We start from the raw sequence: 23,007 nt of genomic DNA, 5'->3' as shown, positions 1-23,007 counted from the left end.
CCGCCCGGGAACCCTATTTCGATTGCCACCGAAGCTCGGCAGTGATGGGCTGTGCCGCTATGGATCATGAAGAACTTCTTGCCCTGGTCGACGAGCACATGCGGCGCGGCGCACGGCCCGAGTCCCCGGCGGCACGCGTCGAGCACGTCGGCGCCGTGGTGCGGCAGAGCGGCCCGGACAGCGTGTGGAACGGCGTGCTCTGGTCGGACCTGGGCACCCGCGCCGGTGTCGGCACCGCCGAGGACGCCGACCGCGCCGACCACGCCGACCACGTCGACCGCGCCGTCGCCGACCAGATCGCCCACTTCAGCGCGCTCGGCCAGGACTTCGAGTGGACGCTGTACGGGCACGACCGCCCGGCCGACCTCGGGGACCGGCTGCTCGCCACCGGGTTCACCCCGGACGAGCCCGAGACGCTGATGGTCGCGCGGGTCCCCGACCTGCTCGCCGGGCCGGCCGGAGCGGGACGGCCCGGCGCCGCCGGGATCACGTTGCGCGAGGTCACCGACGAGGCCGGGGTGGATCAGGTCGTGGCCGTCCACGAACAGGCCTTCGGCGCGGACGGCTCGCGCCTGCGCCGCCGCATCCTGGCCCAGCTGGCCGAGTCCCCGGACACCCTGCGGATCCACCTCGCCCTCGCCGAGGTGGACGGCCGGGAGGTGCCGGTGAGCGCGGCGCGGTTGGAGCTGCACCCGGGCACGGGGTTCGCCGGCCTCTGGGGCGGCGGCACGGTCGAGGCGTGGCGGGGCCGTGGCGTCTACCGCGCGCTGGTCGCGCACCGGGCCCGGCTCGCGGACGAACTCGGGTACGCGTACCTGCGGGTGGACGCCTCGCCGCAGAGCCGGCCGATCCTGGAGCGCCTGGGTTTCGCGGCCCTGACCACGGCGACGCCGTACCACTACGGCCACTGACCGCGCCCGGGCCTGGCCGGGCCGGGCGCCGTGCGCCGGCCGGGCCGGCCGGGAGGCTCAGCGGATGACCGGAAGGACCGCCGTACGGGTCCGCCCCGCCGCGGCCTCGATGAACTCCACCGGATCGGCGATCTCCGCCAGCAGCACGCGGGTGGCCCGCAGCGCACCGTCCGGCGGCGGCGGGCCGCCGATCGCCGCCGTGAGATCGAGCAGGTGGACGGTCGCCTCCATCACCGCGACCTCGGCGAGGGCGCCCAGCGTGGCCGTACCGAGGAGGGGGTGGGCGATCACGGTCGTCGGAGCCAGGTCCGCGATCCCGGCCAGTGCTTTCGGCCCCTCCGTGGCGAACCGGGCCACCAGGGCGCCGGTTCCGACCGTCGCCGCCAGCTCCCGCGCGTCCTCGGCGACGAGATCGGCCGCCGTGTGCGCCACGCCGTCGGGCCGGTTGTACGCACGCAGGACGGCGGAGCCGTGCGCCACGGCCGCCGGCCGGTCGACCACGGCCTCCCGCATCCGGGTGAACAGCCCGGGTGTCGGCGCCACGTGGGCGTACAGCTCGCGCACCGACCAGCCCGGAAGCCGGGTGGCCCGCCCCCACTGCTCGGCGTCCAGGCCCGCCCCCCGCTCGGCCCACGTCGCCCAGAGCTCGGCCAACAGGACCCGGTACCGGTCGTTCTGATGGTCCGTCCGCTGCGCCATCGCCTGTTCCTCCTGCTCTGCCGTACGGATCGCGGCCCACCCTAGCCGAGGCCGGTACGGCGTCCGCGGGTGCCACCCGGCCCGGCTCAGCCCAGGTCGCGCAGGGCGTCCAGCACGTCCAGGCCCAGCTCCGGCGCGGCGTCCTCCGGCAGGCTGACCGAGATCCTGGTGGCCAGTCCCGCGTACCGGTGGTGGATCTCGCGTGCCACCTGCCCGACCTCGCCGGCGACGGCGAAGGTGTCGAAGACCCGGTCGTCGATCAGCCCGGCCATCTCCTGCCAGCGTCCGCGCACCGACAGCCGGTGCAGTTCCTCGTGGAGGTCCTCCCAGCCGTGCTGGGCCAGCACCGGCCGGTAGGCGGGCGTGGAGGCGTAGAAGGCGAGCCGCTCGCGGACGCCGGCCAGGTTGGTCCGCAGCTCCTCCTCGGTGCGGCCGGTCGCGGTGAGCACGTTGCCGACGACCTCGAACGGCCGGGCGGTCCAGGCCGCCCCCTCGGCCTCGGCCCGGCCGCGCTCCTCGGCGAGGGCGGGCAGCACCTGCCCGGTGAGGTAGTCGACCGAGGTGAACGGGTGGCTGAGGAAGCCGTCGGCGACGGCCCCGGCGGTGCGGACCATCAGCGGACCGACGCCGGCCAGCAGGATCCGGGGCACCCCCGCCGGGACCGGATCGGGGGAGAAGACCGGGGTCATCACCGTGTGCCGGTAGAAGTCGCCGCGGAAGCGCAGCCGTTCACCGGTCTGCCAGCTCTGCCAGATCGCCCGCACGGCGTGGACGTACTCCCGCATCCGGGCGGCGGGCCGGTCCCAGGGCATGCCGAAGCGCTTCTCGATGTGCGGCTTGACCTGGGAGCCGAGGCCGATGACGGCCCGTCCTCCGGAGGCCGCGTGCAGGCCCCAGGCCTGGTAGGCGAGCGTCATCGGGGTCCGGGCGAGGGCGACGGCGACGCCGGTGGCCAGCTCGACGGTGCTGGTGCGGTCGGCGGCGCGGGCCAGCTGGAGGAACGGGTCGTAGGCGGTCTCGGAGACGACCAGCCGGTCCATGCCCCGCCGTTCGGCCTGCTCGGCGGCGTCGAGGATGCCGGCCGGGTGCCCGGAGGCGGTGGCGTCGAGTCGGAAGGCGGCGGCCTGCGGGCGGTCCATGGTGTCGGCTCCTGGTCGGGCGTGGCGGTGTGCCCCGGTAGCCTCCCACGCCACCCGCGGCGCGGCCGTACGTCCCCGGGCCGGGCGGCGGTGGCAGGGGCTCGACGGCGGTGCGCGGGGGAGCCGAAACGCGCGGACGGCCCCGTGGTCCTCACGATGAGGGTCAGACTGTTACCACCGGTGACAGCGCTCCGGCCTGCGGCACCCGCACGGGCTGCGAGACTGGGGGCCATGAACCCTGACCGTCGCAGCCTCGGGCTGCCCGCCTTCTCCGAGCCCGCCGCCGATGCTCCCGTGCCCGCCCAGCCGGGTGGGCGCCGGCTGCTTCCGGTCGAGCAGGGCGCGGACTTCCGCCAGCCGCCCGGCGAGGCCGTGCCCGCGCCTGCCCCGGCCCGGCGCTCGCTCGCCGCCGGAGGCCTCACCTTCTCCGATCCGGAGCGGCAGATCTGAGTGCTGCCCGCCGCAGGTGACACGCTCGTCCTGCGGCGGGCACGAATCCCCGGCCCGTCGGCCGTGTCCCGGTAGCCTACGAACGAGCGCCCGCCGGACCCGAGACGCACACTCACGGGCCATCACCGGCGGGTGCTGTTCTGCGGGCGGACTCACTCCGTTCCGCCCCGGTGGCACCCCTCCGGTGGATCTCACCGGTCCCGTGCGGACGGAGCCTGGGTGCGGGGCCAGGGGCGGCCGTCGAGGCGTTCGATGCCGGTGTTGAACCGCTGCAGGTAGGTGGCGAAGGCGGCGACATCCTCGGCGGACCAGTCGGCCATCACCAGGTCGAGGGCCTGTGCGTGGGCCGCGCGGTCCTCTTCGAGCCGGCGGTGGCCCTCCTCGGTGACGCGGAACTTGCGGGCCATCCCGCCGTCGGGGTCGGGGATCCGTTCGACCAGCCCCGCGCGTGTCATCGCGGCGGTCTGGCGGTTGAGGGTGGAGGCGTCGAGTCCGAACGCGTCGCTGAGCTCGCCGATCGACATCGGACCCTGCATGCCGATCCGGCTGAGCAGGATGTACGCGGACCGGTCCAGCCGGCTGCCCTGCGGGCGGGCGCCGGAGGGGCTCAGGTAGTGGTGTCGGCTGAGCACCATGTACTCGAACGCGACGTCGTCCGTGGGGCCGCCCATGATATGCCGTCCTCCCGTCTCCGTGCAGCTCTGACCTGCGGCGTCGGTCCAGTATCGCAGGGTGTGCACCGGTCGGTGAATGTGCACGATACATATGATGTGTACTATGCATAGGTCGCGGCGTGTGCGTCCACGTGTCCGCCCCACCGAGCTCCCGAGGAGATCCCCATGGACGGCCCCCAGGCCACCACCCGGACCGGCGGTGTGGTCGCCACGCTCGCCCTCACCGGCACCGTGGCCGCGATCATGCAGACGCTGGTCACCCCGCTGATCGGCGAGCTGCCCAAGCTGCTGAACACCACCCCGTCCAACGCCACCTGGGTGATCACGGCGACCCTGCTGTCGGCGGCCGTGTTCGTGCCGGTCAGCGGGCGGCTGGGTGACCTGCTCGGCAAGCGGCGGATGCTGCTGGCCTGCTGCGTTCCCCTGTTCGTCGGCTCGGTGATCTGCGCGCTCACCTCCTCCGTCCTGCCGATGATCGTCGGACGCGGCCTCCAGGGCGTGGGGATGGGCGTGGTGCCGCTCGGCATCAGCCTGCTCCGCGAGGTCCTGCCGCCGGAGCGGCTCGGCTCGGCGATAGCCCTGGTCAGCGCCTCCATGGGCATCGGCGGCGGTCTCGGGCTGCCGATCTCGGCCGCGGTGGCCGAGTACGCGAGCTGGCGGGTGCTGTTCTGGGGAGCCGCCGCCCTCACCGTGGCGATCACCGCGATGATCTGGTTCCTCGTCCCGGCCCCCGTCGTCCGCCCGGCGGGCGGACGCTTCGACCTGGTCGGCGCGATCGGCCTGGGGGCCGGGCTGGTCTGCCTGCTGCTGCCGGTCTCCAAGGGCGGTGACTGGGGCTGGACCGACGGGCTCACGCTGGGCCTGTTCGGTGCGGCCGTCCTCCTGCTCCTCGCCTGGGGCCGCTGGGAGCTGCGCATCGCCGAGCCGCTGGTCGACCTCCGGGTGACGGCCCGCCCGCGCGTGCTGCTGACCAACGCGGCGTCGGTCCTGGTCGGCTTCGGCATGTACGCGCAGGCACTGATCATCCCGCAGCTGCTCCAGCTGCCCGAGGCCACCGGCTACGGCCTGGGCCGGTCGATGCTGGCCATGGGGCTGTGGATGGCTCCCTCGGGCCTGATGATGATGGCGGTCTCGCCGCTCGGCGGGCGGCTCTCGGCGGCCCGCGGTCCGAAGTTCACGCTGGTCGCCGGCGCCCTGGCGATCGCCACCGGCTACGGCCTCTCGATGGTGCTGATCGGCTCCACCTGGGGCGTCCTGGTGGTCACGCTGGTCTGCAACGCAGGGGTGGGCCTCGCGTACGGCGCGATGCCGGCGCTGATCATGAGCGCGGTGCCGCTGTCGGAGACGGCCTCGGCGAACAGCTTCAACACCCTGATGCGTTCGCTCGGCACCTCGCTCTCGGCCGCCGTCGTGGGCGTGGTCCTCGCGCAGCTGAACACCAGCGTGGGCGGGCACACGCTGCCGTCCGAGGCCGGCTTCCGGGTGGGCCTGCTGATCGGCTGCGGTGTCGCGCTGGGCGCCGCCGCGGTGGCCGCGACCATCCCCGTGTCGCGCGACGACGCGGGCGGACGGGCGGCCTCCGATCCGGGCCTCGACGCGGCCGGCGGGGAGCGGGCGGGAGCGGCGGAGGGCGCGGCGCGCGCCTGACCGGCGCGCGGCCCCGACCCGTCCCACCGGCGGGTCGGGGCCTTCGTCGTGCGCCGTCCCTCCCGGGTCGGCCGTCCCGCGCCGGTCGTCCTGCGTGGAGGCGGCCTGCGCGGAGCCGTTCGCCGAGACCTGTGCCCGCCCACCGGCGGGCCGCCGTCAACCTCACTCTTCACAGGTTCACGCCGCCGCGCGCCCCGGGTTGTATGGCCGCTGGCAGCAGTGACCGCACGGTGGAGGGACGGCCCGATGGGCGTGTTCGGTGGACGGGGGAGGACGGCGGCGGACGCGTCGCCCGACGGCGCGGACGAGCGCGTCGCGCCGAGGCGTCACCGCCCGGCCGCACGTCGGCTGTCGGCGCTCGCCTCCGCCGTGGTGCTGCTGGCCGTCGGCGGCTGGCTCTGGGGTGCGGCCGACCCGGCGCCGGCCGGGGGCGGGGCGGCCGGTCCGGTCCGCAGGCCGACCGAGGACGAGCTGGACGTCCTGCAGCGCGCGGAGCAGCTGCTGATCCGCGACTGCATGAAGGAGCAGGGCTTCTCCTACTTCCCGGTGCCGCGCCGCCCGTCGGCCGACTACCGCGAGTTCCCCTACGTGGTGGACGACGTGGACTGGGCCCGGACCAACGGATACGGGCGGGCCGTCGAGCGGCGCCTGGACGAGGAGGACGCGGTCGCCCCACGGACCGCGTACTACCGGAGTCTGCCGCCCGACCGGGCCCAGGCGCTGGGTGTCGCCCTCAACGGCCCGTCCCCCACGGGGCTGGAGGTCGCGAACCCGGTGGGCGGTCGTCTCACCCACAGCGACCAGGGGTGCGCGGTGGGAGCCTGGCAGCGGCTGTACGGGGACGCGCGCGCCTGGTTCGGCTCCAGCGAGGTCGTGAACAACCTCTTCGGTATCCGGGCCGGCCGGGTGACCCAGGACCCGGCGTACCGGGACGCGGTCGCGGTGTGGAGCGGCTGCGTCGCCGAACGCGGTCACCCTGCCGACGACCCGCGGCAGTTGAGGGATCGTCAACTGTTGCGGGAGGGCGAGGCGGCGGAACGGGAGGACGTCCCGGTGGCGGTCGCCGAGGCCGAGTGCGCCCGGTCCACCGGTCTGGACACCACCGTGTCGGGACTGGACCGGAGGTACGCCGACGCCGTCCGGGCCGAGCACCGGGCCGTCTTCGACACCATGTGGCGCCTGCAGACCGGGGCGCTCCCCACCGCTCGCGAGGTAGCCGCACGCGGCTGACCTGGCGACACGTAAGAACACACCGGACACGGTGACGGCACCCGGCGCCGGACGCGGCCCCGGACGAGGCACGGCGCGTGCAGGACGGAAACACCCGGTACGGAGGCTCCCGGCACGTAACACCCGGCACGTAACGCCCGGGGCGGAACACCGGTACGGAACACACAGCACGACGACACACGAAGAGGAGTGGCAGGATGAGGAAGCTCAGCACGGCCCTGGTGGGTCTCGTCGCCGCGGGAGCGGCGGTCCTCGCGGTGCCCACCGCGGCGCACGCCGACGGCGGGTGCAACTGGACCAACTTCTGTGCCTACGCGGACGACACGGGAGCCACGGTGCAGTGGTCCGGCCCGTCGGACGACTGGCCGAGCTCGGTCAAGAACAAGGTCGACTGGGTCGGCAACAACGGTGCGCCGGGCGGCCGGGACAAGGTGAACATCTACTGGGGCACGGCCGCCGAGGGCTACGGCGCCTACGCCTGCATCGGCTACGGGACGTCCTGGAACCTGCGCGGCAACGGCTACTACCTGACCTGGACCCGCAACGGGGACAACCGGGGCCTGAACCAGAGCCTGCACGACAACGCGGCCTCGCACCGCTGGGTCACCTCCTGCGGCAACAACACCTGGTAGACCGGATCCCTCCGGGAGGTGCGGCGCGTCGGCTCCGGCCGGCGCGCCGTATCAGCACTGCGCGACCCAGCGGTGGGACCGGGGCCGGACCGAGGGGTCGAGGTCGGTCCGGGTCTGGACGGGGAGACAGGCCAGGAAGCCCGTCAGGCCTGGTCGTTCGAAGTACTCGACGTCCTTCTTCAGCGCGCCCATGTCCGGTCCGTACCCGTTGTTGAAGATCGAGCGGGGCGGCTTCCGTGCCATCCAGGGGCAGGCGATCTGGTCGTCCAGCCAGTCGTCGTCGGCGTCGATCCACGAGCACATCTCGCCCCGGCCGCCGTGCTCCGAGAAGAGGCAGACGGCGCTGCGGATACATCGCTCGTAGCCCTCGGCCCCGGCCCGGGGGGCCAGGCCGATCCAGAGCGCCCCGCTGCCCACCGCCGCCAGGACGGCCGCGCCGGCCAGCAGCCGACGGGAGGCCCGCCGGCGTCTTCGGGCCCCCTGGCCCGGTTCCCGGCCCGGTGCTCCGCCCGGCCGGTGCTCCGGCCGGGCGGCTGCCGTCGGCCGGTCTCCCCCCGCGGCCGGGTCGGGCCCGTCCGCCTCCGGCCCGTCGCCGGCCGTCCGGGCCCGGTGGAGCAGCGAGAGTGCGTCGTGCGCGGCGCGCTGCTCGTGGGTCGGTGCGAGGCAGTCGGCGACGATCTGCCGCCAGCCGGCCGGCAGGCGGGGGGAGAGGCGGAGTTCCTCCCGGCCGCGGGCGTAGCGTGCGGTGGCGTCGCGGCGGGCGGCGGGGGTGGTGCCGGGGAGCGGCAACGATCCGGTCAGGACGAGGTGGGCCAGCACGCCGAAGGCCCAGATGTCGGTGGTGGGCCTGGTGCGGATGCCGCGCTCCCCGACGTCGGCCCAGAGCAGCTCGGGCGGCGTGTAGTCGGGTGTGGTGAACGCGGGGGAGTAGGCGTGCGTGTCCTCCAGTTGCGCGGAGAGGTTGAAGTCGGCGAGCCGGGTCGTGCCGTCGGCCATCAGCAGGACGTTGGCGGGCTTGAGGTCGCCGTGCACCCAGCCGGCGCCGTGCAGTTGGTGGAGCCCCTCCAGGACGTCGGTGAGTACGCCGGCGGCCCGTCCGGGCGGCGCGCCGTCGCCGGCGAGGAGGGTGTCGAGGGAGCGCTCGGCCCGTTCGAGGACGAGGACGGTGGCGCCGTCGAGCTCGGGGTGGGCGGGGTCGTCGACGGTCAGGACGTCGTGCAGGCGGATCAGGCGCGGTGCTCGCAGGGTGCTGAGCAGGGCGATCTCACGGTCGGCCAGCTCGCGCAGATGACGGAGCTGGCGAGGGGTGCGGGTGCCGGTGGGCAGGAACTTGAGCGCGACGCCCGCGCCGGTCGCGTCCGTGCCGGTTCCTGTCCCCGTCCCGGTCGTGTGGTCCGCCCCGTAGGAGACGTCGGCTCCCCGGCCCGCGTACACGCTGCCGAATCCGCCCGCGCCCAGCGGCTCGCCGACCTCCCAGGGGCCGACCCGGTAGCCGGACGGGACGGTGAGCGACCCGGAGGACGCCGAGCGGGCGAGTACCGGGTGCTGCTCCGGCCCGCTCATCGGCGGGGCCTGCCCGTCACCGGGGCGGTGAGGGCGGCGAGGTGCTCCTCGCGGACCAGGTCGAAGCGGAGCGCCAGCGACACGAGCGCGTCCTTCTTCCCGTTCAGCCGGATGCCCGGGCCGTCCGGGTCGGCGGCGGCCGTGTCCGGTGCGGCGCGCAGGCGGAGTTTGACGGCGAGATAGCCGATGTTCCACTGCACCGCCGCCCGGTTGACCTCGGGCCAGATCGGCCGCAGCCGTGTCACCACCTGTTCGACGGTGGGCAGCGGCGCGTGTGGCCGTCCGCGGAGCCGGGGTTCGCACAGGGCGGTGAGGACGAGGAAGTAGCGTTTGGTGCGGTCGAGCGGGAAGGCCACCACGGTGGGCGTACCGCCGCGGTCGCCCTGGCCGTCGGCGTCGTCCGGTCCGTCGGGGCCGTCGGGCGCCCCGAACTCGACGTACTCGTGGCGTGGCGCCCAGACGTCGAGGCCGAGCAGGTCGCCCCCGGCCGGCAGGACGATCCGGGCGAACTCGAACGGGACGGGCGCCTCGACCCGGCCCGGGGCGACCTTGATGTGCTCACCTGCGCCCTCGGGGTTCTCGACCACGTAGGTGGCGGAGGGGCTGAAGTTGCTCAGCGACCAGAAGGTGCCGACGCAGGTGATCTCCCCGGCGGAGCGGGAGACACCGGCGTGGGGGAGCAGGAGGTGCCGGCGGTGGTCGGCGGGGGCGCTGCGGCCGAAGTGGAGCGTGTCGCCGGGCGCCAGCCGGATCTGGGCGGACGGGTCGGCCGCCGTCGGAACCACGATGATACTGTGCATGACACAGTACCTTCTCCCGGACAGCCGGGAGAAGGTAGGTGCAGAGGGCCAACTGCCGTTGAAAGTGCCGTTTCTCGACCGTTTTTGACGCTCGATCAGCTAGTATCCCGGTCGCTCCGCCCTCCGGGTGACCGTAGCCGCCCGCGCCGGAGCCGGTCCCGCCGTGCGGTCGTCAGCACTCGCCGCGCCACTCGATCCGGTCGACGGTCCGCCCGCCGGACGGCAGGTTGCCGCGGCCGTCGGTCGGGCCGAAGTGCAGGCACTGGCTCCCGCCCTCCCGGAAGTACACCTGCACGTGGTCGTAACCCGGCTGCGGATTCCCGTTGTTGAAGAACGACCGGCGCAGTCCGCAGGTGCTGGAGGGCACGTCGACGTCGGTACGGCAGACGGTGCCGGTGCCGTCCGTGCCGGAGTAGAAGCAGACCCAGCCCGCCGGGCAGTCCTGCCAGGGGTCGGACGGGCCGGGGGAGCAGTTGCGGCTGGTCACGCTCGGCCACTCCCGCGCGGCACCGGCGTACTCGACGCCGTCGAACCTCGCCGGCACCCGGTGGCTCTCGTCGGTGAAGTCACCGCCGGTGGCCAGGTGGCGCTGCTCGTAATGCAGGTGCGACCAGCCGGAGTTGCCCGTGGTGCCGATCCGCCCGATCACGGTGGACGGGGTCACCGGGTCGCCCTTCTGCACGTACGCGGCCGGGCCGTCCTTGAGGTGGTAGTAGGCCGTGAACCAGCCGTTGCCGTGGTTGATCTGGACGGTGTTGCCCGAGCCGTTGTTCCAGTACGTGGCGGAGACGGTGCCCGCCGCCGAGGCGAGGACCGGCAGCCCGTCGGAGCCGGTGTTGTGCTCGACCACCATGTCCAGCGCGGGGTCGTGCCCCCAGGTGTTCAACTGCCACACGGTGCCGCACGGGAACGGCAGTTGGAACACCGGCCTGGTGTCGGCCGAGGCCCGCCCCCGCGCGGGGGAGGCACCGGCCGGGACCGCCCCGCCCAGCAGGGCCAGCACCGCGAGCAGCACCGGCAGCAACACGCCCGGCAGGCCCCGCCGGTACGCCGTTCGCCCCGACGTACTTCCCGTCGTTCTCTCCACGGTCCCTCGTCCCACGGTCCCTCGTTCCACGGTCCCTCTCCCCACTGTCCCGACTCTCCGGTGCGCTGCCGGCAGGTGTGTCCCCGCCCGGACGACGACGGCCGGACGGCCCCGCCCGGAGAGCCCGCCCTCGCCCGCCGACCATCCTGGGCCCGTCCGGGCCTTCCCCGGCACCTCAGACCTGTGAGGGTCCGGGCGGTGGCCCCGGTCCCGGGCCCGAAGGACCGCTGTCCGGACGGGTGACGGGGTGGGGCGGTCTGCGTAGACTCGGTCGCCCTGTGCCCGGACGAGTCCAGGAGCCCTCGCCATGACCTCGCCGTCTCCCAGCATCAGTGCCGGCAGCGCCTCCACGCCGCTGCTGGACCACACGATCGGTGCCGCCCTCGACCGCGCCGTGCGGGCCTTCCCGGAGCGGGAGGCCCTGGTCGACGTGCCGGGCGGACGGCGGTGGACGTACCGGGAGTTGTCGGCGGAGGTGGACCGGGTCGCGCTCGGTCTGGTGGGGCTGGGCGTGACGGCGGGCGACCGGGTCGGGATCTGGGCGCCGAACTGCGCGGAGTGGGTGTTCGTGCAGTACGCCACCGCGCGGATCGGCGCGGTCCTGGTGACCGTCAACCCGGGCTACCGGGTGCACGAGGTCGAGTACGTGCTGCGCCAGTCGGGGATCCGGACGGTCGTCGCGGCGCCGCGCTTCAAGACCTCCGACTATGCGGCGATGCTGGCGGAGGCGGGCCCGCGCTGTCCGGAGCTGAGGGACGTGCTGCTGATCGGCTCGGCGGACTGGGACGAGCTGTCGGCGGCCGGCGGACGCGGGGACCGGGCCCGGCTGTCGGCGATCGGCGCGGAGCTCGGACCGCACGATCCGATCAACATCCAGTACACCTCGGGCACCACCGGCTTCCCCAAGGGCGCCACGCTCTCGCACCACAACATCCTCAACAACGGCTACTTCGTCGGGGAGGCGTGCGGCTACTCGGAGACGGACCGGATCTGTGTGCCCGTCCCGTTCTACCACTGCTTCGGGATGGTCATGGCCAACCTGGCGGCCCTCTCCCACGGTTCCTGCGTCGTGATCCCGGCGCCGGCCTTCGACGCCGCCGCCACCCTGCGCGCGGTGGCCGCCGAGCGGTGCACCTCGCTCTACGGCGTGCCGACGATGTTCATCGCGGAACTCGGCGAGCCCGGCTTCGACGACCACGACCTGTCCAGCCTGCGCACCGGGATCATGGCGGGATCGCCCTGCCCGACCGAGGTCATGAAGCAGGTGGTCGACCGGATGGGCATGCGCGACGTCTCCATCTGCTACGGCATGACCGAGACCTCGCCGGTCTCCACCCAGACCCGCGCGGAGGACCCGCTGGAGCGGCGCGTCTCCACCGTCGGCCGGGTGGGCCCGCACCTGGAGGTCAAGGTGGTCGACCCGGACACCGGTACGACCGTCCTGCGCGGCACCCCCGGCGAACTCTGCACCCGCGGCTACTCGGTGATGCTCGGCTACTGGGAGGAGCCGGACCGGACGGCGGAGGCGATCGACGCCGACGGCTGGATGCACACCGGTGACCTCGCGGCGATGGACGAGGAGGGCTACCTCACCGTCACCGGCAGGCTCAAGGACATGGTCATCCGGGGCGGCGAGAACATCTACCCGCGCGAGGTCGAGGAGTTCCTGCACACCCATCCCGACATCCTGGACGTCCAGGTGATCGGCGTGCCCGACGCCCGGTACGGGGAGGAGCTGATGGCCTGGGTCCGGCCGCGCCCCGGTGCGCCGGAGCTGACGGCCGAGGCCCTGCGGGAGTACTGCGCCGACCGGATCGCGCACTACAAGGTGCCGCGTTACGTGCACCTGGTCGACGAGTTCCCGATGACCGTGACCGGGAAGGTCCGCAAGGTGGAGATGCGCGAACAGGCGGTCGGGCTCCTGGGCCTCGGCGGTGCGGCCGGCGGCGAGCACGCCTGAACGGCGTCCTTGCGCGCGTGTGTGCCGCCCGGCCACCGGTGGCCCCGGGGGGTACCCGGTGCCACCGGCAGCCGGAGGTCAGCAGCAGGAAATCAGCTGTCGGACGTCACCTGACGGAGGTCAGCTTCCCGAGCCGATACGGGCGGCGACGTCGGCGCGCAGGGCGGGAAGGGTGGCGTACGTGACGCCGCCGGGGCACTCGGTGGCCAGCCAGTCGCGGTGGCCGCTGATCATGTCGACCGGCTTGGTCACACCGTTGACCGGGTTGACGTAGGTGACGTGGGCCTGCGGGTTCAGACCGTGCGTACCGGCCGCGAGGGCGAGCAGCAGGGTGAGCGAGCGCCGCGCCTGCGCGGTGGGCTCCTGGCCGGTGAGGGTGCCGAGCAGGGCGATGCCGAGGTTGCCGGAGTTGAACCCGGCGGTGTGGAAGGCCGTGACCACGTTGCCGGTCGCGTCGTGCCCGGGGATGCCGTCCTCGCCGGACCAGCGGCCCTCGTAGATCCGCCCGGCCTCGTCGATCAGGAAGTGGTAGCCGATGTCGCCCCAGTCGAGGGTGATGGCGTGGTACTCGTAGATCGCCCGCACGGTGGCCGCCGGGTCGGCGTCGGCGTTCGGGGTGTCGGTGTGGTGCACCGTCAGGGTCTGCAGCGGGTAGTACTTGGCGGGGGAGTTCTCGGCGCCGTTCTTGAAGCGCTTGGACTCGTCGGCGCCCCACGCGGCGCGCGGCAGGTACTGCACGCCGCAGAAGGTGGTGGGAGCGCTCGGGGAGATCGACGCGCTGCGGACCGGACCGTGGGTGGTGTCGACGGCCGCGGAGCGGAGGTTGGCGGCGCCGTCGGGCAGGCGCAGCTCGTAGCCGACCGCGCCGTCGGCGGCGACGAGCACGGTGGCGGCGGGGGCGGCGGCCGCCGTCGCGAGGTCCGAGTGGCCGACCGGGTCCGGGCCGCCCGCGCAGCCGGCGGTCAGCGGCTTCCAGGCGCCGGGCCCGGTGCCGTCGTGGTGGAGGCGGATGGCCGCGCCGCGCCGGGGGCCGTCCCAGCTGACACCGACGTAGCGGATCGGGAACTCCGCGCGGACGTCGGCGGCTGCCCCGCCGGCTGCGGACCGGGCCCGGGTGGCGGGGGTGGTGACCGTACGGGCGGGGTTCGAGGCCGGGGCGGCCGGCGTGCCGGCCGGGGAACCGGTGGCAGGGGTGCTCGCAGTGGCGGCGTTCGCGGCGTTCGCGGTGGCGAGTGCGGCGGCCGTGGCGCCTATCGCGGTGACCAGGGTGCGCCGGGTGACGGCGGGTCGGGCGTTCGGCATGGGTGTCCTGTCTCGGGGTGTGGAGCGGGTAAAAAAACGGGCACGGCCGACGTGACGACCCGTCGGACGGAGGCAGACGGGTGCCCCGAATGACGGCTCGGCAGTCGACTATGAATCTATCCAGATGATCGTTTTGGTTCGTAATTTTTCAGAAAACCTGTGCCCGAAGGGGCAGAAACAGCACGAAAGTCCGATTTCGATTCACCGGGCCGGGAGGCCGCTCGCCGGGCTGTCGAACGGGGCGAAACGGACCGGGTGGTCGGCCACCGGTGTCCGTTCGCCCCGGGCGTGGGCGGCGGCGAAGCCCTCCGCGCCGAGGGAGCCGAGGGCGCGGGCACCGATCCGGTCGGTGTCGAAACGCTCGGCCGCGGGCAGCGGGGAGCCGACCGAGCGGCGCAGTTCGGCGGCGGTGCCGAGGAGTTCGGCTGCGTGTTCGGCGTACTGGGCGTGCTGGGCGTGCTCGCGGTGCCCGGCCTGGTCGTCCTGCCCGGTGGCGGACCCGGCGACCGAGGGCGCGCCGAGGGAACGGGCGCCGGCCAGCCCCTCCAGGGCGAGGGCCACCGCCCGGACGTCCCCGGTCCGCTCGGCGGTGCGCAGTCCCTCCAGGTGGAAACCGGTCGCGCGCCCGGCGTCCCCCCGCTGCTCGGCGGCGAAGCCGAGCTGCGCCAGGATCAGAGCGGTGCCGGCGTCCACGCCCTGTTCGCGGTTCCAGGCGAGCCAGGGGAGGAGCAGCACCTCCGCGGCTTCGAGGTCGCCCCGGCGACGGGCGGTGAGGGCGAGACCCATGTCGGCGAACTGCTGGGCGGGCCGGTGCGACTGCTCGACGGCGAGCGTCCGGGCCCGCTCGTGCAGTCGCGCGGAGGCGTCGAGGTCCCCCGTGAGCAGGGCGATCCGGCCCGCCCGGGAGAGCAGGAAGGACAGGTCGGTCCAGAGCCTCAGCTCCTCCGCCAGCCGGACACCCTCCTCGTGCAGCCGGCGCGCCCGGTCGTAGTCACCGGCGATCTCGGCGAGCACACCGAGGTGCTCGGTCGCCCGGAGGCGGCCCCAGCCGTCGCCGAGTTCCGCGAACAGCGCTGCGCTCTCGGTGGCGTGGTGGCGGACGGCGGGCAGGTCGCCGCGGTAGCCGGCCTGCGCCGTCAGGGTGGCGTGGGCGGCCGCCTCGCCCCAGCGGTCCCCGGTCCGGCGGAACTCCGCGAGCAGACGAACGGTCTCGGTGCCTCCCGTGCCGGAGCGGCCGAAGCCGCAGCGGGCGAATCCCAGCAGCCAGCGGGCCCGGGCCTCGGCCGGGTGGCCGGTGCCGCCGCCGTGGTCGGTGCCGACGGCACCGGCGTCCGCCGGAGCCTCGTCAGGCGCAAGGCCCCGATCGGCGCCCTGACCGGGGCCCCGGTCGGCCTCGGCCTCACCGGTGAGCAGGGCGAAGGCCTCCCGGCGGGCCAGTGCGGCGGCGCGGGCCGCGTCGGCGGGCCCGGCGAGGGCCAGCACGGTGGTCAGCCGGTGGTGCGCCTCGGCCGGACGGCCGCGCAGGAACCAGTACCACGTGAGCGCGTTCACCAGCCGGGTCGCCAGTGCGGTGTCGCGCTGCTCGACGGCGTCGCCGAGGGCGGCGCACAGGTCGGGGTTCTCCCGGTCGAGGCGGTCCAGCGCGGCGTGCTGGCCGGGCCCGTGGAGCAGCCTGCCGCTGTGCTCGGCGAGCTCGGTGCAGTACGTACGGTGGCGACGCCGGACGGCGGCGGTCTCGTCCGCCTCCTCCAGCCGCTCCAGCCCGTACGCGGCGATGGACTCCAGCAGCCGGTACCGGGGGCCGCCGTCCTCCCCGCCCGGGCCGGAGGAACCCGCACCCCCGGAACCCGGGCCCGCCGGGCCCGCGCTCACGGACACCAACGACCGGTCGACCAGCCGGCCGAGCGTGTCCAGGACGGCGGACGCGGGCAGGTCGGCCGGCTGCGGGCCGGGTGTGGCACAGACCTCCTGCGCGGCGTCGGCCGTGCAACCGCCGGCGAACACGGCGAGCCGGCGCAGCAGCGTGCGCTCCTCGTCGCCGAGCAGCTCCCAGCTCCAGTCGATGACGGCGCGGAGCGTGCGCTGGCGGGCCGGGGCGTCCCGGCGGCCGGCGGTGAGCAGCCGGAACCGGTCGTCCAGGCGCGCGGCGATGCTGTGCACGCCGAGCGCGCGCACCCGGGCGGCGGCCAGTTCGAGGGCCAGTGGGATCCCGTCCAGCCGGGCGCAGATCGCGGCGACCGCGTCGGCGGTGGCGGGCCCGAGTGCGAAGTCCGGTGCGGCGGCCCGCGCACGGGCGGTGAACAGCGCGATCGCGTCGCTCTCCGCGAGCGGCCGGACCAGGTGGAGGGACTCGCCGTCCAGGGCGAGAGGTTCCTGACTGGTCGCCAGCACCCGCAGGCCGGGGGCGTGCCGGAGCAGGTGCGCGGTGAGGTCGGCGGCCTGGTCGACGAGGTGCTCGCAGCCGTCCAGCACGAGCAGGAGGTCCCGGGCCCGCAGGGCGCGCGCCAGCCGGTCGGCGGCCGATCCGGCGGCGTGGTCCTCCCGGAGGCCGAGTGCGGCGGCGACGGCCGCGGCCAGGTCACCGGCGAGCGGCGTGAGTTCGACGAACCGGACGCCGTCGGCGTGGTCGCCGGACACCTGGGCGGCCACCTCCAGGGCGAGCCGGGTCTTGCCGACCCCGCCCGGCCCGACCAGGGTGACCAGCCGGCCGTCCCGCACCAGCCGGTGGACCCGGGCCGCGTCCGCCGCCCGGCCGACCAGGGCGGTGACCGGGGCCGGCAGGTGGGCCTCGCCGTGCTCCAACGGCGCGGGCGCGCTGCCCGCGGTGGTGGCCGGTACCCCCAGCGACGGGTCCTGCCGCAGCAGGGCGGTGTGCAGGTCGCCGAGTTCGGGCCCCGGGTCCAGGCCGAGTTCCTCGGCCAGCTGCGTCTTGATCTCGGCGAACCCCGCGAGCGCCTCGCTCTGCCGGCCCGCCCGGTACAGCGCGCGCAGGTGGGCCCCCCGAAGCCGCTCGCGCAGCGGGTGTTCGGCCACCGCGGCGGCCAACTCGTCGGCCAGCTCACGGTGCTGGCCGAGGTCGAGGCGGGCCTCGGCGGACGCCTCCAGGGCGGTCAGGTACTGCTCGTCCAGGCGGACCGCCACGGCCCGGGCGAACGTCGCGTCGCGGAACTCGGCGAGTGCCGGGCCGCGCCACAGGGCGAGTGCCTCCCCGAGCAGCCGGGCCCGCCCGGTCCGGTCCCCCGCCCGGTGCGCCTGCTCGGCCAGGGCGGTCAGCACGGCGAACCGCCCCGTGTCCACGGCCTCGTCGGCCACCTGGAGGGTGTAGCCGGCCGGCGTCAGGGCGACCAGGGACCGGGCTCCGGGTTCGGCCTGCTCCAGGGCGCGGCGCAGCTGCGACACCTTCGTCTGGAGGGTGTTGGCCGGGTTGCCCGGCGGCCGGTCCTCCCAGAGGTCCTCCACCAGCCGGTCGGCCGGGAGCGGTCGCCCGTGGTGGGCGAGCAGATCGGCGAGCAGGGCCCGGACCTTCGGTTCGCGGACGGTGACGGGCGAGCCGTCGTCGGTGCGGATCCGCAGGGGGCCGAGCAGGTCGAAGCGCATGACGCCACGTTAGGCGGTACCGGTCCGGTACCGGCGGGCGGGGCGTGCACGGCGGGTGGCCGCCCCGGTGGCGGACGGCGGGCGGGGCGCCGCCCGTGCGCAGGCCGTGAGCGGTCCGTGCGCGCGGCCCGGCAGGGTGATTCCCGTGAACGGCGGAGCCCACCGGGGCCCGCCGGACGACCGCCCGCGCGACAGCGTCCGGGACAGGCCCCCCGCGGGACCTCCGCCCGGCCGCCCGCCCGGCCGCCCGACTTCCCGAGGAGCAGCACCGTGACCCGAGCCGTGACCCACCCCGTCGCCGACCCCGTCCTCGCCCTCGTCACCGACCCCGCGCTCCACCGTGCCGACTCCGCAGCCCGCCGCGCAGGCGAGGGCGGCGAGGTCTCCGGGGGCGCCCTGCCGGAGGGCCGCCGACCGCAGGTCCTGCTGGTCCTCGCCCATCCGCGGTCCGACTCGCTGACCGCCCAGGTGGCCGCCCGGGCCGCAGACCGGTTCGCCGCCGCCGGCTACCGGGTGGACCTGCTCGACCTGCACGCCGAAGGCTTCGATCCCCGGATGACGCCCGAGGACGAGCCCGACTGGCAGCACCGGGACAAGACCTACTCCGCCGACGTCCGGGCCCACATGCGGCGGATCGAGGCCGCCGACGTCATCGTCCCCGTGTTCCCGCTCTGGTGGTTCGGCCCGCCGGCCGTCCTGAAGGGCTGGATCGACCGGGTCTGGAACTACGGCTTCGCCTACGGGCGCAGCCGGCCGGGGCTGGCGGCCAAGCGGATGCTCTGGCTCGGGCTGAGCAGCTACCCGGCGGCGGAGTTCGCCGAGCTGGGCTGGGACGTGACGGTCACCCGCCTGCTCAAGGCCGGCATCTCGGAGTTCTGCGGCATCACGGACGCCTCGGTGGTCCTCCTGCACGACTCCCTCGCCGCCGGCGGGCGTGTGCTGGACGAGACGGACCGCGCAATCGGCGCCCTCCTCGCTCCGGCCCCGGTCGGATAGCCCGGCCCGTTCGCCGGCCCGTTCCCGCTGCCCCGCCCTGCTCCCGCCGCCCCGCCCTGCTCCCGCCGCCCCGCCCGCGGCCCCCGCCCTGCTCCCGCCGGCCCGGCGCCGCCGGCCCTACCGCCTTACCCCAGGAGCCGCAGAGCTGCCTCGGCCCGGGCGGAGACGGGCGGCTCCGCGTGGGTCAGCTCGGCCACGTACAGGCGGATGTCGGCGAGCACGGCACGCGCGCCGGCCACGGCGAGGAAGGCGCGTGCCAGGCCGTCCGGAGCGGTGTCCCCGAGGACGAGGCCGTGGACGAACTGCCGCACCGCCGCCTCGAAGGGGTCCTCGGGATCGCCGTACGGGGCTTCGAGGAAGGCGCTCCACTCGGGGGCCGAGGCCGCCCGCCCCGCCTCGAACAACCGCAGCATGGCCTCCTCCGCCAGGACCGGCGCGGTCGCCGCGTCCGCCGGCGGCACCTCGCGCAGGGCCTCCCGTGCGGCCGTGAGCTGTCCGTCGTGCCGGTACGCCGCGACGAGGGCGCACCGCACCGCGGTGTCGGCGGGATCGAGGGCGAGGACGGCAGCGAGGTCGGCGACGGCCTCGGCCGGCCGGCCCGCCTGACGGTGCGCCTGGCCCCGCTCGGCGTGGGCCCAGACGTACTCGGGGTTGAGGGTGAGCGCTGCGGTGAGGTCGGCGACGGCCTGTTCCGCGTGGCCCGCCTGACGGTGGGCCTGACCGCGCGAGCCGAGCGTCCAGCCGTCGTCCGGATCGAGCGCGAGCGCCGTGTCGAAGTCGGCCACCGCCTCCTCCAGGTCGCCCGCGAGCCGGTGCACCTCGCCCCGAAGTGCGAACGCCCAGGCGTAGGAAGGATTCAGGGTGACGGCGGCGGTGAGGTCGGTGACGGCTTCGTCGGGTCGGCCGGCCTGGCGGTGGGCCTGGCCGCGGGCGCGGAGCGCCCAGACGTCCGACGGGCTGAGAGCGAGCGCGGCGGTGAGGTCGGCGATCGCCTGCTCCGGGAGGTCCGCCTGCCGGTACGCCTCGCCGCGCCCGGCGAGGGCCCAGGCATAGGCGGGGTCGAGGGTGAGTGCGGCGGTGAAGTCGGCGACGGCTTCCTCCAGCCGGCCGGTCTGGCGGTGGGCCTCGCCCCGTTCGGCGAACGCCCAGGCGTACTCGGGGTTGAGGGTGACGGCGGCGGTGAGGTCGGTGATGGCTTCGTCGGGTCGGCCGGCCTGGCGGTGGGCCTGGCCGCGCGAGCCGAGCGCCCAGATGTCCTCGGGGTCGACGGCCAGGACGGCACTGAGGTCGGCGACGGCCTCCTCCAACCGGCCCGTCTGCCGGTACGCCTCGCCGCGCTGGACCCGGGCCCAGGCGTACTCGGGGTCGAGGGCGAGGGCGGCGGTGAGGTCGGTGATGGCTTCGTCGGGTCGGCCGGCCTGGCGGTGGGCCTGGCCGCGCGAGCCGAGCGCCCAGGCGTCGTCGGGGTCGAGGGCCAGCGCGGCGGTGAAGTCGAGCATCGCCTCCTCGGCACGGCCCGCCAGTTGGTGGGTCTCCCCGCGCCGGGCGAGCGCCCAGGCGTTGCCCGGGTCGAGGGCCAGCGCGGCACCGAGATCGGCCAGGGCCTGCTCGTAGCGGGCGTGCCAACTGTGCACGCGGCCGCGGTAGGCGAGCGTCTGGGAGAGACCGGCCGCGGTGGCGACGGCCAGGTCGAGGTCGGCGAGCGCGTCGTCGTCGCGGTCCTCGATGAAGTTCTGGTAGCCCCGGTGGGTGAGGGCCCAGGCCCGGACGCGGGCGGGCAGGACCGGGGCGGTGAGCACGCCGAGGGTCTCCAGGACCGGCTGCTCACCGGCGGCGGCCGACTTGATCAGGTCGGCCCAGTGGGTGAGGTCGGCGTCGGCGCTGTCCTGGGCGGCCTGGTGGAGCATCTCCGCCCACACGGCCAGGGCGTCCGGGGCCTCACCGGCGGTCCGGGCGGTGTGTTCGAGGGCCGCGGGCAGGCCGGCCAGCGGATCCGCGCACAGCCGGTGGTAGGTCTCGTTGAGCAGGTGCCGGCGCCACCGCGGGTCTGCGGTCCGCCGGGACACCTGGAGGTGCTGTTCCGCCGACGTCCGGGCGGCGGCGTGGTACTCGGCGAGGCGGGAGTGGGCGGCCGTCCACAGCCGGGGCGACTGCGTGCGGCGACGGCGGAGCATGCTGGTGCGGACCACGGCGTGGTACTGCCGGAAGTCGCCGTGCCCGGCCACGAAGGGCTGGCCCAACAGCCATTCCCAGGCGGCCGGTTCGGCGTCAGGGACGGCGCAGGCGAACAGGTCCTGGTTCAGTTGCAGCGGCAGCGCCGCGGCCACCACCGTCTCGCGGCGCTCGGGTTCGGCGATCCACTGGAGGAACCGCACGACGGCCTGGTCGACCACGTCCGCGCCGACGTCGGCGACGACGTCGACCGCGCCGGGGTCGGCGTGCGCCAGGAGGGCGACCAGCAGCGGCAGCCGCATCGACATCCGGAGGACCGCGTCGACCACACCGGGATCGGTGACGCCCCGGGCGGCGAGCAGGTCGCGGGCCTCCTGCTCGGTGAACACCTCCAGCGGCACGTCCACCAGGACGGGCCGCCACGGCGCCCACTCGCGCTCGGCGAGCTCGTCCCGCCCGGCGAGGACGAAGACGACCTCCAGCGGCAGGGCGCCGAACGCGTCGTCGATGGTCTCCCTCAGCCAACCGTCGAGGTAGCGGCCGGTCACCTCCCAGGTGTCGAGGAACAGCACGATCCACGGTCGCCGTGCCCGGTCGCGCTCGCAGATCCGGCCGAGTTCGGCCACGAAGGCGCGGCTGAGTGCCGACTCGTCCCCGTCGCCGCCGCGCCGCCGCTGCCGCACGCCCGCGACGAGGCGGTCCGCACCCTGCGCGACGGTCTCCGGACTCGCGATGGCCGCGACCACGCCCGCCCCCGGCAGCACCGAGGCGGCGCCGAACGCCGCCTGTGTCACGAGCCGTGCCGGCAGCGACGCCGCTTCCGCGCCGGGCGACTGCTCGGGCACGCGCTCGGCGGAGGCCTGCAGCGCCCGCCGGTACTGCTCGACCGCCTTGTCGAACTCCCTGAGCGGGCCCGCCTGTTCGGCCAGCTGGCGGGCGAGTGCGGTCAGCGTGGTCTCGACGCCGTGGACGTCGGTGTCGTCGACCAGCGCGGTCAGTGCTCCGGCCCGGTGGGCCGCCTCCCGCCACTGCGCGAGGAGTGTCGACTTGCCGACCCCGCCCACCCCGCGCACGTGGAACAGGAAGTCCGCCGGGTCCGGCCCGGCGTCCGGATCGGGATCCTTGCCGAGGTTCTCCACGAACAGGGCCAACTGCGCCCGTCGGCCGATGAACTGGGCCCCGGCCCGCTGCCGCACCGCCTCCGCACGCGACAGACGCCTCTTCGCCTGTGCCATTCCCACCCCCTGCCGAGACCGGCCGGCCGCGGGCCGACCGTGGTCCGGCCACCTGCCGTCAGGTCGCCCTGCGGGCCGTCGACCGCGGGCCGACGGCCGCGCGCCCGAACCCCGTCGGAACGACGGTAGTGAATCGGGCCCGGGGATGTCTCTACTTTCGGCGGTCCCCGGCGTGCACCGCCGGGGGCGGGGCTCCCGCCGGGCGGTGCACGCCCCGGACGCCGTCCCGGGCCGCGGTGCGGCGGCCCCGGGCGGGCGGGCCTACAGGACCTCGATGTCGAACGTGGCGGAGTTGTCGGCCGGGGTCGGGTCGCCGGGGAGGGCGACCTCCACGGTTCCCCGGAGGACCTCCGGGGCCATGCCCGAGGCGACGGAGATCCGGACCTCGGCGCCGGCGGTGGCACCGGCGTCCAGGCCGGCCGGGAACGTACAGGTCACGGTGTGGCCGTGCGGTCCGGTGGAACAGGTGCCGCCGGGGGCCGTGCCGGTGCCGACGACCCCGGGCGGCAGGTGGACGGCCAGGGTGAACGGCTCGGTGGTGGCGATGCCACCGGTGTTCCTCACCACGGGGTGCAGGAACGTGAAGCCGCCGCCGTGGACGGGCGCGGGATCGGCGACAGTGACCGCGAGGTCGGCGCCGTAGACGGTGGCCGCCGCGACCGGACCGGCGGTCAGGAGCACCACCGCGCAGGCGGCCCGGAGGGATCGGTGGAACAGGTTCTGGGACATCGCGCTCACCCGTTTCGTCGCTGCTCGGGCGCGGGCCGGGTCCGGCCGCGCCACCGTCAGCATCGACGTGCCCCACCGCCGGGCGCGCGGGACACGGCGGCGGACCACTCGGACGGGTGGGCGCACCCGTGGGGGCGTGGGGCGCGGGGCGCGGGACCGGCGCCGGTACCCGAACCCGTGCGCC

At 75.1% G+C, this 23,007-nt stretch carries 17 protein-coding genes; 7 read left to right on the top strand and 10 right to left on the bottom strand.

Annotation, left to right across the window (positions count from 1 at the left end):
* The first annotated feature begins 59 nt into the window (after nucleotides 1-59).
* Nucleotides 60-911 (top strand): GNAT family N-acetyltransferase, encoded by an 852-nt coding sequence (locus tag ABZY91_RS06725; RefSeq protein WP_355400311.1) that lies wholly within the window; start codon nucleotides 60-62, stop codon nucleotides 909-911.
* A gap of 57 nt (nucleotides 912-968) precedes the next feature.
* Here ABZY91_RS06725 and ABZY91_RS06720 read toward each other — a convergent pair whose 3' ends face one another.
* On the bottom strand, nucleotides 969-1,610 hold the full coding sequence (locus ABZY91_RS06720) for a maleylpyruvate isomerase N-terminal domain-containing protein (RefSeq protein WP_355400309.1): 642 nt from the start codon (nucleotides 1,608-1,610) through the stop codon (nucleotides 969-971).
* Nucleotides 1,611-1,696: 86 nt separating this feature from the next.
* Entirely contained in the window at nucleotides 1,697-2,749 is a 1,053-nt protein-coding gene (locus tag ABZY91_RS06715; RefSeq protein ID WP_355400307.1) for a TIGR03617 family F420-dependent LLM class oxidoreductase, read from the bottom strand.
* A 231-nt stretch (nucleotides 2,750-2,980) separates the two neighbouring features.
* Here ABZY91_RS06715 and ABZY91_RS06710 point away from each other — a divergent pair, with 231 nt between their 5' ends.
* Entirely contained in the window at nucleotides 2,981-3,199 is a 219-nt protein-coding gene (locus ABZY91_RS06710; protein WP_329875798.1) for a hypothetical protein, read from the top strand.
* 191 nt (nucleotides 3,200-3,390) lie between these two features.
* On the opposite strand, the gene ABZY91_RS06705 is transcribed toward ABZY91_RS06710, so the two are convergent.
* On the bottom strand, nucleotides 3,391-3,870 hold the full coding sequence (locus ABZY91_RS06705) for a MarR family transcriptional regulator (protein ID WP_355400305.1): 480 nt from the start codon (nucleotides 3,868-3,870) through the stop codon (nucleotides 3,391-3,393).
* A 168-nt stretch (nucleotides 3,871-4,038) separates the two neighbouring features.
* Here ABZY91_RS06705 and ABZY91_RS06700 point away from each other — a divergent pair, with 168 nt between their 5' ends.
* The 3 genes from ABZY91_RS06700 to ABZY91_RS06690 all read left to right on the top strand — a co-directional run bounded on the left by ABZY91_RS06700 (nucleotide 4,039) and on the right by ABZY91_RS06690 (nucleotide 7,382).
* Nucleotides 4,039-5,520, top strand: coding sequence for an MDR family MFS transporter (locus ABZY91_RS06700; protein ID WP_355400303.1), 1,482 nt, complete (start codon nucleotides 4,039-4,041; stop codon nucleotides 5,518-5,520).
* A 246-nt stretch (nucleotides 5,521-5,766) separates the two neighbouring features.
* A complete protein-coding gene (locus ABZY91_RS06695) occupies nucleotides 5,767-6,750 on the top strand; it encodes a hypothetical protein (protein WP_355400301.1) in 984 nt (327 codons plus the stop codon).
* A gap of 197 nt (nucleotides 6,751-6,947) precedes the next feature.
* Nucleotides 6,948-7,382 carry a hypothetical protein gene (locus ABZY91_RS06690; RefSeq protein ID WP_355400299.1) on the top strand — a complete coding sequence of 145 codons (435 nt, stop codon included), beginning with the start codon at nucleotides 6,948-6,950 and terminating at the stop codon, nucleotides 7,380-7,382.
* Nucleotides 7,383-7,433: 51 nt separating this feature from the next.
* On the opposite strand, the gene ABZY91_RS06685 is transcribed toward ABZY91_RS06690, so the two are convergent.
* The 3 genes from ABZY91_RS06685 to ABZY91_RS06675 form a co-directional block, all read right to left on the bottom strand.
* The gene (locus ABZY91_RS06685) at nucleotides 7,434-8,945 is read right to left on the bottom strand and encodes a serine/threonine-protein kinase (RefSeq protein WP_355400297.1); all 1,512 of its coding nucleotides are present in this window, start codon (nucleotides 8,943-8,945) and stop codon (nucleotides 7,434-7,436) included.
* Nucleotides 8,942-9,745, bottom strand: a complete 804-nt coding sequence (locus ABZY91_RS06680) for an FHA domain-containing protein (RefSeq protein ID WP_355400295.1) — start codon at nucleotides 9,743-9,745, stop codon at nucleotides 8,942-8,944. Before ABZY91_RS06680 ends, ABZY91_RS06685 begins: the two co-directional genes overlap by 4 nt.
* 172 nt (nucleotides 9,746-9,917) lie before the next feature.
* Nucleotides 9,918-10,772 carry a peptidoglycan DD-metalloendopeptidase family protein gene (locus ABZY91_RS06675; protein WP_355400293.1) on the bottom strand — a complete coding sequence of 285 codons (855 nt, stop codon included), beginning with the start codon at nucleotides 10,770-10,772 and terminating at the stop codon, nucleotides 9,918-9,920.
* Nucleotides 10,773-11,139: 367 nt separating this feature from the next.
* Between ABZY91_RS06675 and ABZY91_RS06670 the strand changes: the two genes are divergently transcribed.
* Nucleotides 11,140-12,792, top strand: coding sequence for an AMP-binding protein (locus ABZY91_RS06670; protein WP_355400291.1), 1,653 nt, complete (start codon nucleotides 11,140-11,142; stop codon nucleotides 12,790-12,792).
* A 120-nt stretch (nucleotides 12,793-12,912) separates the two neighbouring features.
* Here ABZY91_RS06670 and ABZY91_RS06665 read toward each other — a convergent pair whose 3' ends face one another.
* Both ABZY91_RS06665 and ABZY91_RS06660 read right to left on the bottom strand, forming a co-directional pair.
* Nucleotides 12,913-14,094 carry an N-acetylmuramoyl-L-alanine amidase gene (locus tag ABZY91_RS06665; protein WP_355400289.1) on the bottom strand — a complete coding sequence of 394 codons (1,182 nt, stop codon included), beginning with the start codon at nucleotides 14,092-14,094 and terminating at the stop codon, nucleotides 12,913-12,915.
* Between the two features lie 201 nt (nucleotides 14,095-14,295).
* Entirely contained in the window at nucleotides 14,296-17,691 is a 3,396-nt protein-coding gene (locus tag ABZY91_RS06660; protein ID WP_355400287.1) for a BTAD domain-containing putative transcriptional regulator, read from the bottom strand.
* Nucleotides 17,692-18,087: 396 nt separating this feature from the next.
* Here ABZY91_RS06660 and ABZY91_RS06655 point away from each other — a divergent pair, with 396 nt between their 5' ends.
* Entirely contained in the window at nucleotides 18,088-18,687 is a 600-nt protein-coding gene (locus tag ABZY91_RS06655; protein ID WP_355400432.1) for an NAD(P)H oxidoreductase, read from the top strand.
* A gap of 125 nt (nucleotides 18,688-18,812) precedes the next feature.
* Here the strand turns inward: ABZY91_RS06655 and ABZY91_RS06650 are convergent, their stop codons facing one another.
* Both ABZY91_RS06650 and ABZY91_RS06645 read right to left on the bottom strand, forming a co-directional pair.
* Nucleotides 18,813-22,094 (bottom strand): tetratricopeptide repeat protein, encoded by a 3,282-nt coding sequence (locus tag ABZY91_RS06650; protein ID WP_355400285.1) that lies wholly within the window; start codon nucleotides 22,092-22,094, stop codon nucleotides 18,813-18,815.
* Between the two features lie 261 nt (nucleotides 22,095-22,355).
* On the bottom strand, nucleotides 22,356-22,823 hold the full coding sequence (locus ABZY91_RS06645) for a hypothetical protein (protein WP_355400283.1): 468 nt from the start codon (nucleotides 22,821-22,823) through the stop codon (nucleotides 22,356-22,358).
* Between the last annotated feature and the right edge of the window lie 184 nt (nucleotides 22,824-23,007).

The organism is Kitasatospora sp. NPDC002965, assembly GCF_040611255.1.
Classification (GTDB): Bacteria; Actinomycetota; Actinomycetes; order Streptomycetales; family Streptomycetaceae; genus Kitasatospora.
Note: the sequence above shows the minus strand (reverse complement) of the source record. Positions and strands in the feature narration are given on the sequence as shown.

Bases quoted from the DNA above. Each gene is read 5' to 3' on its own strand.
- ABZY91_RS06725 (WP_355400311.1), top strand. From the start codon at position 60: ATGGATCATGAAGAACTTCTTGCCCTGGTCGACGAGCACATGCGGCGC.
- ABZY91_RS06720 (WP_355400309.1), bottom strand. From the start codon at position 1,610: ATGGCGCAGCGGACGGACCATCAGAACGACCGGTACCGGGTCCTGTTG.
- ABZY91_RS06715 (WP_355400307.1), bottom strand. From the start codon at position 2,749: ATGGACCGCCCGCAGGCCGCCGCCTTCCGACTCGACGCCACCGCCTCC.
- ABZY91_RS06710 (WP_329875798.1), top strand. From the start codon at position 2,981: ATGAACCCTGACCGTCGCAGCCTCGGGCTGCCCGCCTTCTCCGAGCCC.
- ABZY91_RS06705 (WP_355400305.1), bottom strand. From the start codon at position 3,870: ATGGGCGGCCCCACGGACGACGTCGCGTTCGAGTACATGGTGCTCAGC.
- ABZY91_RS06700 (WP_355400303.1), top strand. From the start codon at position 4,039: ATGGACGGCCCCCAGGCCACCACCCGGACCGGCGGTGTGGTCGCCACG.
- ABZY91_RS06695 (WP_355400301.1), top strand. From the start codon at position 5,767: ATGGGCGTGTTCGGTGGACGGGGGAGGACGGCGGCGGACGCGTCGCCC.
- ABZY91_RS06690 (WP_355400299.1), top strand. From the start codon at position 6,948: ATGAGGAAGCTCAGCACGGCCCTGGTGGGTCTCGTCGCCGCGGGAGCG.
- ABZY91_RS06685 (WP_355400297.1), bottom strand. From the start codon at position 8,945: ATGAGCGGGCCGGAGCAGCACCCGGTACTCGCCCGCTCGGCGTCCTCC.
- ABZY91_RS06680 (WP_355400295.1), bottom strand. From the start codon at position 9,745: ATGCACAGTATCATCGTGGTTCCGACGGCGGCCGACCCGTCCGCCCAG.
- ABZY91_RS06670 (WP_355400291.1), top strand. From the start codon at position 11,140: ATGACCTCGCCGTCTCCCAGCATCAGTGCCGGCAGCGCCTCCACGCCG.
- ABZY91_RS06665 (WP_355400289.1), bottom strand. From the start codon at position 14,094: ATGCCGAACGCCCGACCCGCCGTCACCCGGCGCACCCTGGTCACCGCG.
- ABZY91_RS06660 (WP_355400287.1), bottom strand. From the start codon at position 17,691: ATGCGCTTCGACCTGCTCGGCCCCCTGCGGATCCGCACCGACGACGGC.
- ABZY91_RS06650 (WP_355400285.1), bottom strand. From the start codon at position 22,094: ATGGCACAGGCGAAGAGGCGTCTGTCGCGTGCGGAGGCGGTGCGGCAG.
- ABZY91_RS06645 (WP_355400283.1), bottom strand. From the start codon at position 22,823: ATGTCCCAGAACCTGTTCCACCGATCCCTCCGGGCCGCCTGCGCGGTG.